This is a genomic window from Nocardiopsis nanhaiensis (assembly GCF_054778635.1).
This window is the reverse complement of sequence record NZ_BAAGZJ010000124.1, coordinates 1-16,570: the sequence shown is the minus strand read 5'-3', so window position 1 is coordinate 16,570 and position 16,570 is coordinate 1. Positions and strand designations below refer to the sequence as shown.

Sequence of the window (16,570 nt, the reverse complement as noted above, 5' to 3'; positions counted from 1 at the left end):
GGTGTGCCAGCGCATCCTGGCGCTGAACGCGGCGATCTGGCACAACTGGCTGATCGGTGCCCCGGTCAAGCGGTCACTGGTGGCTTACGACCACTGACCAGGACACATTTTCCCATCAACGATCTAGGGCATGTTCGGCGGACACATACCCTGCTGCGCGTCGCCCCAGCGGCACTTGCACTGCGTTCTCATCAGTCGACAGCCAAACCCGGGCTGACTCCTTCTTCGGCCTTGTGCCAGCACCACTGGATACGCCGCTCGCGACGGGCAGCATCCACCGAACACGCCCTAGCGGTAGTTCACGAACTGGAGGGCTAGGTCGAAGTCCTTCTCCTTGATGAGGTTCATGACCCCCTGGAGGTCGTCCTTCTTCTTGGAGCTGACGCGCAGCTCTTCACCCTGGATCTGGGCTTTGACGCCCTTCGGGCCCTCGTCGCGGATGAACTTGGAGATCTTCTTGGCGTCCTCGGAGGAGATGCCCTCCTTGAGGTTGATCGGAAGCCGGTACTCCTTGCCGGAGGGCTTGGCCTCCTCGGCGGCGTCCAGGACCTTCAGGGAGATCTTGCGCTTGATCAGCTTCTCCTTGAAGACCTCGAGGGCGGCGGCGGCCCGCTCCTCGGAGCCGCTCTTGATCTCGATGCCGTTCTCGCCCTGCCAGGCGATGGTGGTCCCGGTGCCCTTGAAGTCGAACCGCTGGGCCAGCTCCTTGGCCGCCTGGTTCAGGGCGTTGTCGACCTCCTGCCGGTCGAGCTTGGACACCACGTCGAAACTGGATTCGGCGGCCACGTACTCTCACACCCCGCTACGTCTCATGGGTCACGGGCGCTGTCGGGCACCCGCACGCGTTTCGTCCGGCCCGGACCGGGCCGGGTTCAGAGCTTAGCCCCGCCCACCCAGACTGCCCGAAACGCCTGGTCAGAGACGTGCCAGGTAATCGATTTCAGGTTCGGGCCGATCATCGGCTATTGTTCTTCATGCGCCGCGACGCACAGACGTCGCCGCAGCCCAGGCAGGTTGCCCGAGCGGCCAATGGGAGCGGACTGTAAATCCGTCGGCTTTGCCTTCCAAGGTTCGAATCCTTGACCTGCCACACTGGGGAACGAAGCCCCCGGCACCACGGTGCCGGGGGCTTCGTCGCGTTCGGGGGTGGTTGATCACCTTGGGTGAGGTTGGCCACGGAGGGTCAGGGGATTCGGGCGGTTGCGGGACAGTCACGCTCACGCCACAGCATTATCACTGTGGGCGATGGGTGGGATGGCGGTGTCGATGGGTGGTGTCCGAGGTCTTCTGGGTGGTTCTGGGTGCTTCGTGGGGGAGTCCCGGCTGAGCTCCTGTGGGGGTGCGTCCGGGTTCGTGCGGTGTGCCCGTTTGGCCGGTTCGGGGCTGCCTTGGCGCGGCGTCAGGCCTTTGCGTGGGACGCGCAAAAGAAGGCCCAATTCTCCCCTTTTCATTGTGGGGCATGTGGAATTTCCCCGGCAATATGGACAAATGGATTCCCGGGTTTCGGCGTTGACAAAAAGCGGGGGCCGGATGATGATTGCTCCAGTCCACCGCGACACAGGTGCATGAAGCGCCTGCGTCTTTTTCTGTCAATGCCTCGCATGATTTTCGGGGGAAACATGATCAAGAAGCTGACCGCTGCTGGCCTGGTCGCTGGTGCCGCGATGGGCGCGCTCCTCATGGGCGCTCCCGCTCACGCCTCGCACGGTGGTGACCAGCAGTTCAACCAGAACCTGCAGCTCGTTCCGGTGCAGTCCTGCAACCTGACGGGCAGCGTCGGTGCGGTTGCCGTCACTGTGCCGGTCCTGTCGCCGCAGACCACCGGCGACTGCGTGAACGGCCCCGTCGGCACCAACATCAGCTAGTTCCGGCAATTAGCTCAACCGAGACAATATCTCAAACTTTTTCGAAGGGTAATTCAATGCTGCGTAAGCTCGGTGTTGCCGGCCTCGTTGCTGGTGCCGCTTTCTCCGCTGTCCTGGCCGCCACCCCGGCCTCCGCCTCGCACGGTGGTGACCAGCAGTACAACCAGAACCTGCAGGCCGTCCCGGTCCAGCTGTGCAACACCAGCGCGGCCGCCGGCCTGGTCGGTGTGAACGTGCCGATCCTGTCGCCGCAGACCACCGGCGACTGCGTCAACGGCCCCGTCAGCACCAACATCCAGTAGGAGAAGCCCAGAATGCGCAAGTTCACCGCTGCCACCGCCATCGCTGGTGTCGCCCTGGGCGCCATCCTCGCCGCGGCTCCCGCGTCCGCCTCGCACGGTGGCGACCAGCAGTTCAACCAGAACCTGCAGGCCGTCCCGGTCCAGCTGTGCAACACCGAGCTGGCTGTCGGACTGCTGGCCGGGGTCAACGCGCCGATCCTGTCGCCGCAGACCGCAGGCGACTGCGTGAACGGCCCCGTCAGCACCAACATCCAGTAGGAGAACCGCAGATGCTGCGCAAGTTCACCGCCGGCACGGCGATCGCCGGTATCGCGCTCGGCGCGATGCTCGCGGCCGCCCCGGCCTCCGCCTCGCACGGTGGCGACCAGCAGTTCAACCAGAACCTGCAGGCCGTCCCGGTCCAGCTGTGCAACACCGAGCTGGCTGTCGGACTGGTCGGCGCCAACGTGCCGATCCTGTCGCCGCAGACCACCGGCGACTGCGTCAACGGCCCGGAGGGCACCAACATCAGCCACGACAGCCACGGCTACTAGTGGCGACCGGCTGACACCACGGAGTGGTGAGGGTCCAGTGTCGTAACAGAGTGTGATCAAGGCCCCCCGGCGTGTGCCGGGGGGCCTTGCCGTGGTCCAGGGCCAAGATGGCCGTAAACGAGGAGGCGAGATGAAGCGCACGCTGTTGGTCGGGGCCGCCCTGGCGCTGGCGGTCTCCGCCTGTGGGCAGCAGGACGAGACTGACGGGGACGATGCCCCCGACGTCGACGTGACACCGGAGGCCCCGAACCCCGAGGCCGAGCCGGAGGGTGACGCCGGTGGCGACGACCAGGTGTACGTCCTCAACCTGCACGGCGACGAGGAGGGGTTCGACGACCGGCGTCCGGAGGACTACGTCGCCACCGAGTTCACGACCTTCACCGACATGGACTGGGGCGAGTGGGACGAGGAACGCGCGGTGGGGGAGGGGGAAGTTCTGGGCACCTGGTGCATGGACCAGAACTGCCAGGACGACCCCTATGACATCGAGATCGAACTCGGGGACCCGGTGGAGGCGGAAGGCTCCTGGTACTTCAGTACCTACACGGTGATCGATGACGAAGACATCCCGGAGGAGCAGATCGAGGCGATGGAGCAGGCCGACGGAGGCCAGCTCAACGTCCCCGCCGCCGCGGAGTGAACGTGAGCTTGGACTCCACCCTCCCTTCGGTGAATCCTTAGAAAGTTCAGAAAACGATCGAAATGCCTGCTCAGGACGGGTCGACAGGCAGGCTGTCCAAGGCCGGAGGGTGCCGAACCGGACGTGGTGAGCTCCTGAGGTCTCTAGTCTGCTGAGTTGTGGGACTCAACCAGAGAGCGGGCGACCGCACGGACGATGGACAGGGCACCGGGGACCTCCCGGTGCCGCGACACGGCCGTGCTGCCCTGCTGCGCCTGGCCACCTGGTTCGAGGAGGCCGAGCCGGACCGGGCCGACGCTCTGGCCACCGCCGCCTTCGCCCTCCATCCCGCCCGCCACCTGGAAGGCCGCGTCGACGACGGCGTCGCGGCGACCACCAGCTGGTGGCAGGCCGAGGCCGACCGCAGCACCGTCACCGAGCACCCCGGTACCCGGCTCCCCGAGCCGGTGCGCGACCACCGCGCCCAGCAGGCCCGCCTGCGGGACGCCGCCGAGTCCTCCGCCCACTGGCGGCGCGCCGGGGCCGAACAGATCCGCGACCTGCTCGGCGAACCCACCGGGGACCAGGCCCGCCTGGACCTGTCCGGTGCCGGCATGGAGGTCCTCATGGAACTCCTCACCGCCGCTCTTGGTTCCGGCGACGCCGCACGCCGCCCCACTTCCGCCGGTGACCTCGAGTTCGGCCTGCGCCTGCACGTGTACGCGGCGCCCGGCGCCGAGGTCACGGTTCGGGGCGAGGGCGGCGACCTCACCCTGGAGGGACTGCGGCTGTGCATGACCTCCTACGAACAGCACACCGTCGAGGAGCGGTTCTCTCCGAGCGAGGAGCCGCCCCCGCCCTCCGATCCGCCGGTCAGCACCACCGACACCCCTGTCGACGAACCAGCCCTCACCGATAGCCTCGCCGGACCCGAACCCGAACCCGAACCCGAGTCGGAACCCGAACCCGAGTCGGAACCCGGGGGAGAACCGGACGTGGAGATCACCGGCCCCATCGACATCTCCACGCACACGTCCTGGACACGGAGGTGGGGGTGATGGAGACGTACACCTATACGGAGGACGCAGCCCTTCTCGGTGAGCGGCAGGCCGCCGCGCGCGCCCTTATGGCCAACCCCCTGCTCACCCAGCGCACCCGGCCGATCGAGTTCACGCTCGTGCGCTCGCACGCCGAATGGCTCGTCCAGCGTTTCCAGCGGGTCCTCGGCTACCACCTCACCGTGGCCGACGACCACGCCCGGCTATTCAAGCGGGGGCTGGTCGACGAGGTCGTCCAGCCGCCGACCCGTGCCACCGGAGCCCGCTTCTCGCCCCGAACCCACACCTACCTGGCCCTGGCACTGGCCGTCCTGGTCGAGCAGACCGGACCCACCACGGTCCGCTCCCTCGCCAGCCGGGTCCGCGCGGCCGCCCGCGAGGCCGGAATCGATGCGGACCCCGCCCGAGGCCTGGGCGAGCGCCGGGCCTTCTGCGCGGCCCTGCGCCATCTCATCGACCTCGGTGGGCTCACCGAGACGTCCGGTACCGTCCGCGCACACCAGGCCGATGCCTCCGTCGATGCTGAACTCTCCTCGGACACCGACGCGCTGCGCTCGGTCGCTGTCCACCTGCCCAAGGCCGGGGACGACCCCGACACCTTCCTCGCCGACGCCGCGGACCCGGACCCGGAGAGCGACCAAGCGGGCGAGATCGCCCTGCGACGACTGCTCGCCGAGACCGCCGTCGTGTACCGAGAGGAGCTGACCGGCCGCCAGCGCGACCGCCTGTCCGCGCACCAGTGGCGGGCCGCCGGAGCGCTAGGGAACCTTCTCGGCGGCGACACGGAGATCCGCGCCGAAGGTGTGGCGCTCGTCATGTCGGACGAGACCTCCTCGCGCCCGCGCTTCCCCACGGACGATCCCGTCGGACACACGGCCCTGGCCTTGGTCCGTCACCTTTCCGGCCGCCTGCACCCCGGCCGCCCAGCCACCTCAGTCCCCGTCCCCGACGGGGAACTGGACACCGCACTGGAGGCGTTCGGTGGTGTGGACGCCCCGATCCGGGCCGAGTGGGCGCGTACCGCGGGCCCCGAAGTACCCGACCCGGGCCGGCTGTCCGCCCTTGTGCTGGCACTCCTCACCGACCTCGGCCTGCTCACAGGGGGTCCGGGGGAGTGGGGGCTCACCGCGGCCGCGGCCCGTTTCGGTGCCGAAGTGGACGATCGCGTCCCCCGGATCCAGGACAATGACGAAGACAGCCGGACACACTCCGTGCAACCGCGTGGTTCCGGTCACGACGAGCCCGAGGCCCAAGCCGACCCCCGCGGTGACCTCGACCGGGTGGCGTCCGTGCTGCAAGCGGTGGCGAACGAGAAGGTGAGCGCGACCAGTGGTGACTCAGGAGACGAGAGAGGCCCTCGGGACGGCTCCGGCTGATCCTGCCGACACCCCCCGTTACCGCCTCGAACGCGCGGGAATCCGGAACGTGTGGCAGTACGACGACCACGTTCTGGACTTCGCCGAGGGGCGGCTTCTGCTGCGCGGCCGCAACGGCGCGGGTAAGTCCAAGGCGCTCGAGATGCTGCTCCCCTTTCTCCTGGACGGGGACGTCCGGCGCCTGGACACCACCGGCACCAACCGCACCAGCCTGCGCTGGCTCATGGCTGACGACAACCGGGCCCCCAACGGCCCTGCCGGGGAGGACACCGGACCGGACCTGCTGGGCGGCTCCACCGGCGAGCCCGAGAGCGACGCGTCCCAAGGCGACGACCCCGTGCCGGACTCCTCCGAGGCGGAAGCACTCGGGGCCGACAACGGGCCCGCCACCCGCCTCGGCTACCTGTGGGTGGAGTTCACCACCGCGCGCGGAGACCGCGGCCTGGACGCCGCCACCCGAGTCCCCGCGAACCCCAACACCGCATCGGCCCTGCTGGCCGCTTCCGCACCCGATGCCTCGGACCAGTCCGGCCCCGACGCGCCACCCGAGTACCTCACCCTCGGAGCCGCGGTCATGGCCGTCGGTGACGCCGACCCGCGCTGCGTGTACTTCGTGACCCACCGCCGTGTCGGCCACGACCTCGAACTCGTCACCGACGGCCGCCCCAAACCCGTGGACCGGCTGTGCTCGGAGATCGGCGCCGACAACTGCTTCACCAGCGCCGTCCCCTACCGCGCCAGGGTGATGCAGAGCCTGTTCGGGATCGACGACTCGGTCCGTTACCGCAACCTCATCCACCTGCTCTACCGGCTGCGCCGCCCCACCATCGGCGACCGCCTCGAAGCCGGAGAGCTGGTCAGCGTCCTGTCTGAGGCGCTCCCGCCCATGGACCAGTCCGTCCTGGACGAGGTCGCACGCAACATCGCCGACCTCGAACAGGCCCGCACCGAGAAGGACGCGCTCACCGAGGCCGGTGCCGGGGTCACCGACTTCCTCGTCGACTACCACGGCTACCTCCTCCACGCCCTGCGCACCCGCGCAGCCGAGGTCCGCGAACAGCTCGACGCGTGCACCCGACGCGCCGAGGAGACCGATCGCCTGCGCGCCGAGCTGGACCAGCTCATCACCGCGGAGGGCCAGATCTCCGAGGAGCGCGACCAGGCCCGCCGTACCCGCGACACCGCCAACGCGGACGAGGGGACCCTCGCCTCCGCCCAGAACAGCGCCGCGACGGCTACCACCAATGAGCGCAAGGCCTTCGACGCCGCCGTGGGCGCCTACATCCGGGCCGCTGAGGCGGCCTGGGCCGCCGCCGACCACGCCGCCACCACCGAGACCCACGCGGTCGAGCGCCTGGGCGAGGACACGGCCGCCATCGAGCGCGCCTTGGAGATCCTGCGCCAGACACACCTGGAGGCCTCCCGGGCCGCCACCGCCGCCGGGCTGGATCCCCAGACGCTCGGTAAGGTCCCCGACGCCCGCACCACGGTCCACGCGCCTCGGGAGAGCACGACCCGGGTCGACCTCCAAGGGCTCGAACAGGCGGTGGAACGTGAGCCCGTCGACGGCATCGACCTCGCCGACCTGCGTGAGCAGCTGGGACGCCTCCACGACAGCCTCACCTCAGCCGCGGAGGCAGCGGCTGACCGCACCGACCTCGCCGCCCGTCTGACCGGCCTCACCGCTGCCGAAGCCGCCACCGACCGCCGCCTGGTAGCCCTGACCAGCGAAGCCGAGAGCGCTGAGGGCGGACTGGAACACACCCACACCCGGGAGAAGGACGCCATCGCTGCCCTGCGGGAGCAGAGCGCCGCGTACGCCGACGGTGTCCGCACGTGGGCCTCCAGCCTGCGCGAATCCAGCCACGCCCACGCCCTCGGCGACGCCATCCACGAGCTGGAGGGCAGCGTCGAGCTGCCCATCACCGACACACTCCGCGTCCTGGACCCCGGCGTCCCCGCCACGGTCGCCCGTCTCGCCCACACCGCCGTCGACCCGCTCCTCGAGGAGCTGCGCGCCCGCCGCGACGTCGCCGTCAACGAGGAGGGGCAGCTCGCCGACGAGCTCGCCGACCTCGCCGACCGCAGGGCGAAAGCGGACAGTGCCCCCGAACGCCCCGACTGGGCCACCTACCCGCGCCCAGAGGCCGACGGGACGCCCTTCCACCTCGCCGTCGACTTCGCGGACGGCCTCACCTCCCGCGAACAGGCCGGGCTGGAGGCGGCGCTGGAGGCCAGCGGGCTGCTCAGCGGATGGATCCGCGCGGACGGAACCCTCTACGATCCCAGCACCCGCGACCTCATGGTCACCGCGGCCCGCCCCGCCAAGGGCCGAACCCTCCTCGACGTCCTCGTCCCCGTCGCCGTCCCCGACCGCGGCGTGCACCACGACCACCTGCGAGCCCTCCTCGCCTCCATCGCCCTGCGCTCGGAGGCGCCCGACAGCGCGGAGGACACCGAGGCCAAGCACCGCCGCGACAGCTCCGTCGCCACCGTCAGCTCGATGTCGCTCACCGGCAGCTGGCGCCTCGGAGTGGCCTCGGGCGCCCACTTCAAGAGTGAGCCCGAGTACATCGGTGAGGCCGCCCGCAAACGCGCCCGCGACCGGCAGTCAGCCAACACCGACCGGCGCATGGCGATCGCGGAAGCGCTCCTGGCCGAAGCGGGGGAGCGGCGTTGGGCGGTCGAGCACTCCTACTCAGAACTGCTGGACGTCTCCCGGGACCTGCCCGACTCCGCTCCGCTCATCCGCGCCTGGGCCACCCTCGACGTGGCCAGGGGAGACGTCTCCGCCGCCCGTCGCGGGCACGACACCGCGAGGACGGCGGCCGAGTCCGCGCGCTCCGAACTCCTCGACATCCGCTCCCGGCTGCGCGACGCCGCCCGCGACGAGGACTTGCCCACGGTCCGCGCCGAACTCGACAGCACCCTGCGCGCCCTGGACCACCTGCGGGTCCTCATCGCCTCCGCCCTGCGCGACCTCGACGTCCTCGCCTGGGAGCTCGTCGACCACGAACGCCACATCAGTGCCTGGTCCAGGACACGCGCTTCGCGCGTCCTTGCTGAGGACGCCCGCGTCAGCGCGATCGACGACATGATCACCGTCCGCCGCCAGTTCGAACTCGGTGACCGGGCCCGAGGCGTGCCCGGAGAACAGGTCGACGCCGCCCGCGAACAGGTCCGTGCCCGCGCCGACGAGGCCGCAGAACGCCTCCCCGAACTCGAACGCGACGCCCAGCGCGCCCGCGACGAGCGCGTCAGCGCCGAGGCCCGCCTCGACGTGGCCACCGCCGAACGCGCCGCACAGGTCCGCCTCGCCCTGGCCGCCGGAGAGAACCTCACCTCGTCCGTGAGCGGAACCGCGGCCGGGGACGAGGCCGCGGGCACCGTCCCCGATGCCGTCCTGCTCGGCGCCGCGGGGTTGGCGGACTGCGCCGCCGAGGACGCACCCCTCGCCCGCTACCTGGACGCCGTCAAGGGCCGAACGGACACGGAAGCGGTCGGCCCTGACGAGCGCCTCTCCTACCTGGCCTCCTTCGTGAGCCAGCTGGAGGAGGGCCTGGCAGCCCAGGAACAGCAGGACGTCGCCGAGGTGGACGACAGCGCCATCCTCGGGAGCCGTGAGGAACTCCACCGCCTCCTCACCTCGATGGGCCGTTCCCAGACCCGCACCGAGCTCACCGAGCCGCGCGGGATCAAACGCCTCACCGTCCACGACGAGGACGGCGCCCACGACGTCACCGCCTACGCCGAACGCGTCACCGAGGCCGTCGCCCGGGCCGAGGAGACCGTCGCGATCGCGGAGGAGGAGGCCTTCGAACGCCACCTGCTGGGTGAGCTCGCCGGACACCTGTCCCGCCAGATCGACGAGGCGCGCGCCCTCATCGCGACCATGAACAACGTCCTCAAGGACGTCACGACCTCGGCCGGGCTCGGTGTGCGCCTGGACTGGAGCCTGGCCCCCGACGCCGGAGCCGACATCGAAGCGGTCGTCCCGCTGCTGGCCACCCCGCCGGAGGAGCGCACACGCGTCCAGACCACGCGCCTGCGCGACGCCCTGCGCCGCTGTATCGAGGCGATCCGCCGACTGGACCCCACCGCCACCGGCGGTGCCCAGCTCCGTGCCGCCCTGGACTACCGGGCCTGGTTCACCTTCACCGTCTACGTCACCGACGGAGTCGGTGACGAGCGCCGACTCGGCCACCGCACCGCCCTCAGCCAGGGCGAGCAGCGCGTGGTCGCCTACCTGGTGCTGTTCGCCGCGGCCGCTGCCCAGTTCGACGCACTAGCGGCACGCGCGCCATGGGCGCCGCGCCTCATCCTGCTGGACGACGCCTTCGCGAAGGTCGACGAACCCACGCACGGTCGCCTGCTCGGCCTGCTGGTCGAGCTCGACCTGGACTTCGTCCTCACGTCCGAACGCGTGTGGGGTTGTTTCGCGAGTGTGCCGAGCCTCAACATCTACGAGTGCTTGCGCGACCCCAACGTGCCCGGGATCGCGACGCTGCACTTCACTTGGGACGGTAGTCGGAGGAAGCTGGTCGGGGTGTAGCCCGGGACCCGGGGACGGGTGAGCGGGTGCGTTCCGGCGGTGCGGTCGAGAGAACGGAGCGGGGTGGCGAAGGTGACTCGGGAACCCGGGGCGAACGAGCGTGGAGGGCGGGACGGCGAAGAAGCCGCGCCTCCGGCCGAGGACCCCACGACGAAGGCGCTCCTGGAAGCGCTGGCGCGCTCTGGGATGCCTTCCGGGGGTCGGGCCTGGGTCCACGCCGCCCTGTGGGGTGAGGAGGCGCTGGAGGCGCTCCTGCGCGGCGAGCACATCCCCGAGATCACCCCCGCGGGACCGTCGGGGCCGTCCCCGGGGCGGGTACGCCGCGCCTACCTGACCGGCATCCGCGTCCAGGGCTTCCGGGGCATCGGCCGACCCGCCGACCTGACCTTCCCGGCCGGGCCGGGGCTCACCGTGATCGTCGGCCGCAACGGTTCCGGCAAGTCCAGTTTCGCCGAGGCCGCCGAGGCCGCGCTGACCGGACGCAACCCCCGGTGGGACGCCATGCCCACCGGCTGGCGCGACGGCTGGCGAAACCTGCACTACGACGAGCGCACCGAGGCGACCGTCGACATCCATATCGCCGGGGACAGTGGGCCCACACGGATCAGCCGCCGCTGGACCGGGGAGAGCGTGCGTTCGGCGCGCGGCGAGGTGGTCCACCCCAGCGGTGAGGTCTCCGCGCTGCGCACCCTCGACTGGGGCGAGAACCTGGTCCGCTACCGCCCCTTCCTCTCCTACGACGAGCTGGGCCGCACCGTCACCGGGCGCGCCGCCGAGCTCTACGACACCCTGACCGCGCTCCTCGGGCTCACCGGACTCGCCGAAGCGGAACGCCGTCTGGCCAAGGTCTGCGATGGCCTCGTGCGGCGCCGCGACCGGCCCTCGCGGGAACTCCGGCTGCTCCTGGAGAGCCTCAACACCTCCGACGACCCCCGGGCGACCGAGGCCGTCCGGATCCTCTCCGCGCCGTCCATGGACCTGGAGGCCCTGCGCAGGGTCGCCGCCGACGACGGCCCCAGCGATCCTGCCCTGCACGTGGTCCTGCGTCGGCTGCGCCGCCTTTCCGTCCCCGAGCGCGGGCTGATCGGCGATGTGGTCAACGAGCTGCGCGGAGCCGCCATGGAGCTCGCGATGGCGGCGGGGACCAAGGGCGACCACGCCCACGGCGTCGTCAGGCTCCTGGAGCAGGCCCTGGAACACCACAAGCGCCACCCCACCGAGACGACCTGCCCCACCTGCGCCACCACGGGAGCACTCGGTGCCGACTGGGTGCGCCGGGCCAACGCCCAGCTGCGCACGCTCCGGCCCCAAGCGGCCACGGCGTCGGCCGCCTACGAGCGCGCCGACGCGGCTCGGGACCAGGCCCGATTCCTTCTCTCCCCGGCACCGGGATGGTTGCCGCCGGAGAGCGAACTGGGCCAGGTGTGGGCGCTCTGGGAATCCGGCTCGGACATCGAGGACCTCGGAGAGCTCGCCGAACACATCGAGACCGTAGGCCGCAAGCTCCGAGCGGCCGCGGTCAGCGCGAGGCGCGACGCCTCCGAGCGGCTGGAGGACCCCACCGACGGATGGGCGGACCTGGCCGACCGGCTCTCCGGCTGGCTGGACGACGCCCAGGACGCCGTCGCCGCCAGTGAGTCCTTGGGCTCTGCCGAGGCCGCCCTGAACTGGCTGGCCGATTACGCCCGCGGGGTGCGGGCCGAACGGCTGGGTCCCGTGGCCAACCAGGCCGAACAGGTGTGGTTCCGGCTGCGCCAGGAACGCCACATCGACCTCCAGGGCATGCGGCTCATCGGCCGGGGTGCCCGAAGAAGGGTCGAGGTGGACGTGTCCGTCGACGGGGTGGACGACCAGACGAGCGCGCCCGGACTGCTCAGCCAGGGCGAGTTCCAAGCGCTGGCGCTGTCCATCTGCCTGCCGCGCACACTGGTGGACGGCAACCCCTTCGGCTTCCTGCTCCTCGACGACCCCGTGCAGGCGATGGACACCGAGACGGTCGAAGGGCTGGCCTCGGTTCTAGCGGAGGTGGGACGGCACCGGCAGCTGATCGTGTTCACCCACGACACCCGCCTGTCCGACGCGCTGCGCAGACTGGGCCTGTCCGCGGACATCCGCACGATCAACCGCGACGCGATGTCCAACGTCTGGCTGGCCGAAGGCGCCTCCTAGTCCGTGTGCGCCGTCACATTCGGCCGCTTTTCAGGGCGGTTGCGGCTGGGTCCGATCAGTCGGAAATCCCTTTCTGACCAGGGGTTTCGCCGGGTTGGTCCGATGTGGGGATGTGTGCTGCGGAGGGCTCCGGGTATTCGATTTGGCAGACCACCCCCCAACCCCTGTATAGTCATGACCAGCGCAAGGGGGCAACGCCCCCGGGGCGGACGAAAGAAAGCCCCACAGCGCGCCCCTTTAGCTCAGTCGGCAGAGCGTCTCCATGGTAAGGAGAAGGTCTACGGTTCGATTCCGTAAAGGGGCTCCACCACTTGATGAGGTTCCGGTCCACTCAGGTGGGTGGCCGGTGGATCACCGGCCTGGGTCGGGAGTCTTCCGAAGTGGATTGACTTCCGTCTGATCCGGGGCGGGGTAGCTCAGTCGGTAGAGCAAGCGGCTCATAATCGCTGTGTCGTCGGTTCAAGTCCGGCCCCCGCTACCAACCCGCTGGCCCCTGAGTGGAACTCAGGGGTCGTTGTGGGTGTCTAGCAGTGTTCAACTGCGCCCAGGTAATGTCTCCAGCGAGAAAGGCACTCCGAAGTGGCTGCCACAGACGTGAGGCCGAAGATCACCCTGGCCTGCCAGGAGTGCAATCACCGGAACTACATCACGCGCAAGAACCGTCGGAACACCCCCGACCGTCTCACGATCAAGAAGTTCTGCCCGAACTGCCGCAAGCACAACGGCCACCGCGAGACCCGCTAGGTACTCGCAGGTCCGTTGTCCCAGGCAGGGAGCGGTCAGCTTCTCGTAGACTCCAGCCCGGTGAGCTCCTCGCTCACCGGGCTGTTTTCGTGTTTGGACTCAGCGCACAGGAGAGGCAGAGCGTGGCCATCAACCCTGACTACCTCGGCCGGGAGTACCCCGCTCCCGAGACCTACGAGGTGACCCGCGGCAAGATCCGCGAGTTCGCCGAGGCGATCAACGACCTCAACCCGGTCTACCTCGACCGGGCCTCGGCCCAAGCCGTCGGCTACCCCGACGTCATCGCCCCGCCGACCTTTCCCGTGATCCTCGGGATGGCAGGCTCCGGTCTCGCCCTCGCCGATCCGGACCTCGGGGTGGATTTCTCCCGTGTCGTCCACGGTGACCAGAGCTTCCACTACAGCCGACCGCTCCGCGCCGGTGACGTCCTGACCACCGTCACCAAGATCACGGACATCAAGGCGCTGGGCGGCAACGAGCTGATCACCCTGGAGACGGTGGCCGGGGCGGCCGACGGCGAGCACGTGGTGACGGCGGGCATGATGCTCGTCGTCCGGGGTTCCTAGTAGTGGGGAAGACGATGAGCAAGATCAGCCACGCCGACGTCGAAGTCGGCACGGAACTGCCGGAGCAGACCTTCCCGGTCCGCCGCCTGGACCTGGTCCGCTACGCGGGGGCTTCGGGGGACTTCAACCCCATCCACTGGAACGAGCGCTTCGCCAAGTCCGTCGGGCTGCCCGATGTGATCGCGCACGGCATGTTCACCATGGCCGAGGCCGGCCGGGTGCTCACCGACTGGACCGGGGACCCCGGGAGCGTGGTCGAGTACTCGGTGCGCTTCTCCGCGCCCGTGGTGGTGCCCGACGACGATGACGGTGCCGAGATCACCGTCGGCGGCAAGGTCAAGGCCAAGAACGACGACGGCACCGTCAAGGTGCTGCTGACCGCCCGCTCCGGCGGGGCCAAGGTCCTCGCCAAGGCCAGCGCCGTCGTCCGGCTCGCCTGAGGCCGGCCCTGATCCCCACCCACTCCACCGTTCTCCTTCCCGCAAGTCGAGGTATGCCCGTGTCCACGATGCTCGCCGACCACACCACGCTCGGCCTGGGCGGTCCCGCCAAGGCCTTCCGGACCGCCAGCTCCACCGACGAGCTGGTCGCGCTCGTGAACGAGGCGGACCGCTCGGGTGAGCGCGTCCTCGTGCTCGGGGGCGGCAGCAACCTGGTGGTCGCCGACGACGGTTTCCCCGGCACGGTCGTACTCGTCGCCTCCCAGGGCGTCACCGTCACGGAGGCGGGCGTCGACCCGGAGACCGGTGAGGAAGTCGTCCTGTTGAGGGTGGACGCGGGTGTGGAATGGGACCCGCTGGTCGAGCGGATGGTCGAGGAGGGTTTCAACGGTGTGGAGTTCCTGTCCGGCATCCCCGGCCGGGTGGGGTCCACTCCCATCCAGAACGTGGGCGCCTACGGGCAGGACGTCAGCCAGACCATCCGCGAGGTGCTGGTCCTGGACCGGAGTACCGGTGAACTGGCGACGATGTCCAACGCCGACTGCGGCTTCACCTACCGCGACAGCGTATTCAAGGGCCATGACAGGTACACGGTGTGCGAGGTCGTCTTCGAGCTCCGCCGCGGCAAGCTGAGCCGCCCCTTGCAGTACGCAGAGGTCGCGCGGACCATGGGTGTGGAGGCGGGAGAGCGGGTGCCGCTCGCACAGGCCCGGGAGGTCGTGCTGGGACTGCGTAGGGGCAAGGGCATGGTGCTGGACCCCGCGGACCCGGACACCCGCAGCGCCGGTTCGTTCTTCACCAACCCGATCCTGGCGCCGGAGGAGTTCGAGGCTTTCCGTGAGCGGGCGGCGGAGCGGCTCGGCCCGGAGGTCCCGGTCCCGGGCCACCCGGACGAGGCGGGCAACGTGAAGCTCTCCGCGGCCTGGCTGATCGACCGTGCCGGGTTCACCAAGGGCTACGGCGCGGGGCCCGCCCGGATCTCCGGCAAGCACACCCTCGCACTGACCAACCCGGGTGGGGCGAGCACGGCTGACCTGCTGGAGCTGGCCCGGGAGGTCCGTGCGGGGGTAGCGGCGGCCTTTGGAGTGCGCCTGGTCAACGAGCCGGTGATGCTCGGTGTGAGCCTCTGAGCCCCCCAGGGCGCGGGGACCGATCAGGGACAATGTGCCGAAGAATGAAGTTAGGTGCTCCTAACACGTTTTTCAGGCAAGACTGATAAAGCAATTAGCCGGAACCATGAATTGCTAAATAAAATGGTTCTGGTAATGTTTCGATTGTCGAAGGGGAGTAGTCCCCAATGCGTACGGTCGACATACTGGACACCTCCGTCCCGGCCGTATGAGCCCAGCTGGGCGGCGTGCAAGCGCCCAGTGGCAGGGCGGACGAGACCTTTGACCCGGTAGGAAACGACCGGGTTGAAGGGGCGTCCTATGCCTCCTTCTGCCCATCGCGGACAGCAGGAGTGATGCATGTCAGCATTTCTGATCGGCCTCGGTGTGAGCACCGTCGCGATCTTCATCGCCGAAATGGGTGACAAGACCCAGCTCGTAGCGATGTCACTGGCCACGCGGTACCGCGCGCTCACGGTCATCCTGGGGATCACCGTCGCTACCGCGGTGGTGCACTTGGGCAGCGTCTTCATCGCGGAGGTCCTCGGGGCGGCGATCCCCGTCGACTGGCTCACCCTGGCCGCTGGTTTCGCCTTCCTTCTCTTCGGGGCTTGGACACTGCACGGCGACGAGATGACCGAGAAGGACGAGGAACGCGCAGCCTCCCGCCGGATCCGCTCCGGTTTTATGACGGTCTTCGTGGTCTTCCTGGTTGCTGAGCTCGGTGACAAGACCATGCTCGCCACCATCGCGGTGGGCACCCAGCACCACTGGCTCCCGGTGTGGATCGGTTCCACCGTCGGGATGGTCGCCGCCGACGCCATCGCCATCGCCTTGGGTGCGGTCCTGGGCAAGAAGCTCCCCGAGCGCACCATCCAGCTCGGCGCCGCTGCCCTGTTCTTCCTGGCCGGAGTAGCCATGCTCGGCCAAGGCGCCTGGATGTTGCTCGTCTAGAGTCCGGTCCAAAGGCCCAGAGAATCAGGGCCGGGGGATCGGGAGATCAAGGCCTCAGGGGCTCAGGGGGTCGGAGGATCAGGGGCTCAGGGGCTCATGGTGGTGGAGTTTGCTTCGGTGGGAGTGTCTTCTGCACTGGGGTCCCCTCTCTGGGTGGGGGTGTCCTCCTTTCCCGCCGCCCGATTGTGGCCGTCTCCGCTGCGCGCCTCAAGGTCGTCGCCATCGAGCGCTTCGCGCGTCAACGGCGCTCCACCTTGACCCGCTCCGCTACGACGGCGGGTTG

At 69.5% G+C, this 16,570-nt stretch carries 15 protein-coding genes, 3 tRNA genes and 1 pseudogene; 18 read left to right on the top strand and 1 reads right to left on the bottom strand.

Annotation, left to right across the window (positions count from 1 at the left end; genetic code table 11):
- Nucleotides 1-97: pseudogene (locus ACYVD1_RS33040) on the top strand (IS982 family transposase); the annotation flags it as partial.
- Nucleotides 98-288: 191 nt separating this feature from the next.
- Here ACYVD1_RS33040 and ACYVD1_RS33035 read toward each other — a convergent pair.
- Complete coding sequence (locus ACYVD1_RS33035; protein ID WP_460758007.1) at nt 289-786, bottom strand: YajQ family cyclic di-GMP-binding protein; 498 nt, start codon at nt 784-786, stop codon at nt 289-291.
- A 222-nt stretch (nt 787-1,008) separates the two neighbouring features.
- On the opposite strand from ACYVD1_RS33035, the gene ACYVD1_RS33030 reads away from it, so the two are divergent.
- The 17 genes from ACYVD1_RS33030 (at nt 1,009) to ACYVD1_RS32950 (ending at nt 16,287) form a co-directional block, all read left to right on the top strand.
- A tRNA-Tyr gene (locus tag ACYVD1_RS33030) sits at nt 1,009-1,090 on the top strand.
- Nucleotides 1,091-1,619: 529 nt separating this feature from the next.
- A complete protein-coding gene (locus ACYVD1_RS33025) occupies nt 1,620-1,865 on the top strand; it encodes a hypothetical protein (RefSeq protein ID WP_460778388.1) in 246 nt (81 codons plus the stop codon).
- Between the two features lie 56 nt (nt 1,866-1,921).
- Nucleotides 1,922-2,167 carry a hypothetical protein gene (locus tag ACYVD1_RS33020; protein ID WP_460758015.1) on the top strand — a complete coding sequence of 82 codons (246 nt, stop codon included), beginning with the start codon at nt 1,922-1,924 and terminating at the stop codon, nt 2,165-2,167.
- A gap of 12 nt (nt 2,168-2,179) precedes the next feature.
- Nucleotides 2,180-2,425, top strand: a complete 246-nt coding sequence (locus ACYVD1_RS33015) for a hypothetical protein (RefSeq protein WP_460778386.1) — start codon at nt 2,180-2,182, stop codon at nt 2,423-2,425.
- A gap of 11 nt (nt 2,426-2,436) precedes the next feature.
- Complete coding sequence (locus tag ACYVD1_RS33010; protein WP_460778384.1) at nt 2,437-2,700, top strand: hypothetical protein; 264 nt, start codon at nt 2,437-2,439, stop codon at nt 2,698-2,700.
- Between the two features lie 130 nt (nt 2,701-2,830).
- A complete protein-coding gene (locus ACYVD1_RS33005) occupies nt 2,831-3,340 on the top strand; it encodes a hypothetical protein (protein WP_460778382.1) in 510 nt (169 codons plus the stop codon).
- A 158-nt stretch (nt 3,341-3,498) separates the two neighbouring features.
- Complete coding sequence (locus ACYVD1_RS33000; protein WP_460778380.1) at nt 3,499-4,377, top strand: DUF2397 family protein; 879 nt, start codon at nt 3,499-3,501, stop codon at nt 4,375-4,377.
- Complete coding sequence (locus ACYVD1_RS32995) at nt 4,377-5,753, top strand: TIGR02678 family protein (protein ID WP_460778377.1); 1,377 nt, start codon at nt 4,377-4,379, stop codon at nt 5,751-5,753. The genes ACYVD1_RS33000 and ACYVD1_RS32995 overlap by 1 nt, the downstream gene beginning before the upstream one ends.
- Nucleotides 5,707-10,305 carry a TIGR02680 family protein gene (locus ACYVD1_RS32990; RefSeq protein ID WP_460778374.1) on the top strand — a complete coding sequence of 1,533 codons (4,599 nt, stop codon included), beginning with the start codon at nt 5,707-5,709 and terminating at the stop codon, nt 10,303-10,305. Before ACYVD1_RS32995 ends, ACYVD1_RS32990 begins: the two co-directional genes overlap by 47 nt.
- Before the next feature lie 63 nt (nt 10,306-10,368).
- Complete coding sequence (locus ACYVD1_RS32985; RefSeq protein WP_460778372.1) at nt 10,369-12,474, top strand: ATP-binding protein; 2,106 nt, start codon at nt 10,369-10,371, stop codon at nt 12,472-12,474.
- Nucleotides 12,475-12,705: 231 nt separating this feature from the next.
- Nucleotides 12,706-12,781 (top strand) — tRNA-Thr (locus ACYVD1_RS32980).
- Nucleotides 12,782-12,879: 98 nt separating this feature from the next.
- Nucleotides 12,880-12,955, top strand: a tRNA-Met gene (locus tag ACYVD1_RS32975).
- A gap of 98 nt (nt 12,956-13,053) precedes the next feature.
- Entirely contained in the window at nt 13,054-13,218 is a 165-nt protein-coding gene (gene rpmG, locus ACYVD1_RS32970; protein ID WP_460758037.1) for a 50S ribosomal protein L33, read from the top strand.
- A gap of 122 nt (nt 13,219-13,340) precedes the next feature.
- Nucleotides 13,341-13,784, top strand: coding sequence for a MaoC family dehydratase N-terminal domain-containing protein (locus ACYVD1_RS32965; protein ID WP_460778370.1), 444 nt, complete (start codon nt 13,341-13,343; stop codon nt 13,782-13,784).
- Nucleotides 13,785-13,798: 14 nt separating this feature from the next.
- Complete coding sequence (locus ACYVD1_RS32960; protein WP_460758042.1) at nt 13,799-14,224, top strand: MaoC family dehydratase; 426 nt, start codon at nt 13,799-13,801, stop codon at nt 14,222-14,224.
- A gap of 53 nt (nt 14,225-14,277) precedes the next feature.
- Nucleotides 14,278-15,354, top strand: a complete 1,077-nt coding sequence (locus ACYVD1_RS32955; RefSeq protein ID WP_460778368.1) for a UDP-N-acetylmuramate dehydrogenase — start codon at nt 14,278-14,280, stop codon at nt 15,352-15,354.
- A 339-nt stretch (nt 15,355-15,693) separates the two neighbouring features.
- Nucleotides 15,694-16,287 carry a TMEM165/GDT1 family protein gene (locus ACYVD1_RS32950; protein ID WP_460778367.1) on the top strand — a complete coding sequence of 198 codons (594 nt, stop codon included), beginning with the start codon at nt 15,694-15,696 and terminating at the stop codon, nt 16,285-16,287.
- Nucleotides 16,288-16,570 lie beyond the last annotated feature (283 nt).

Coding starts and splice junctions, on each gene's coding strand:
- ACYVD1_RS33025 (WP_460778388.1), top strand. CDS start 1,620: ATGATCAAGAAGCTGACCGCTGCTGGCCTGGTCGCTGGTGCCGCGATG.
- ACYVD1_RS33020 (WP_460758015.1), top strand. CDS start 1,922: ATGCTGCGTAAGCTCGGTGTTGCCGGCCTCGTTGCTGGTGCCGCTTTC.
- ACYVD1_RS33015 (WP_460778386.1), top strand. CDS start 2,180: ATGCGCAAGTTCACCGCTGCCACCGCCATCGCTGGTGTCGCCCTGGGC.
- ACYVD1_RS33010 (WP_460778384.1), top strand. CDS start 2,437: ATGCTGCGCAAGTTCACCGCCGGCACGGCGATCGCCGGTATCGCGCTC.
- ACYVD1_RS33005 (WP_460778382.1), top strand. CDS start 2,831: ATGAAGCGCACGCTGTTGGTCGGGGCCGCCCTGGCGCTGGCGGTCTCC.
- ACYVD1_RS32995 (WP_460778377.1), top strand. CDS start 4,377: ATGGAGACGTACACCTATACGGAGGACGCAGCCCTTCTCGGTGAGCGG.
- ACYVD1_RS32960 (WP_460758042.1), top strand. CDS start 13,799: ATGAGCAAGATCAGCCACGCCGACGTCGAAGTCGGCACGGAACTGCCG.
- ACYVD1_RS32955 (WP_460778368.1), top strand. CDS start 14,278: ATGCCCGTGTCCACGATGCTCGCCGACCACACCACGCTCGGCCTGGGC.
- ACYVD1_RS32950 (WP_460778367.1), top strand. CDS start 15,694: ATGTCAGCATTTCTGATCGGCCTCGGTGTGAGCACCGTCGCGATCTTC.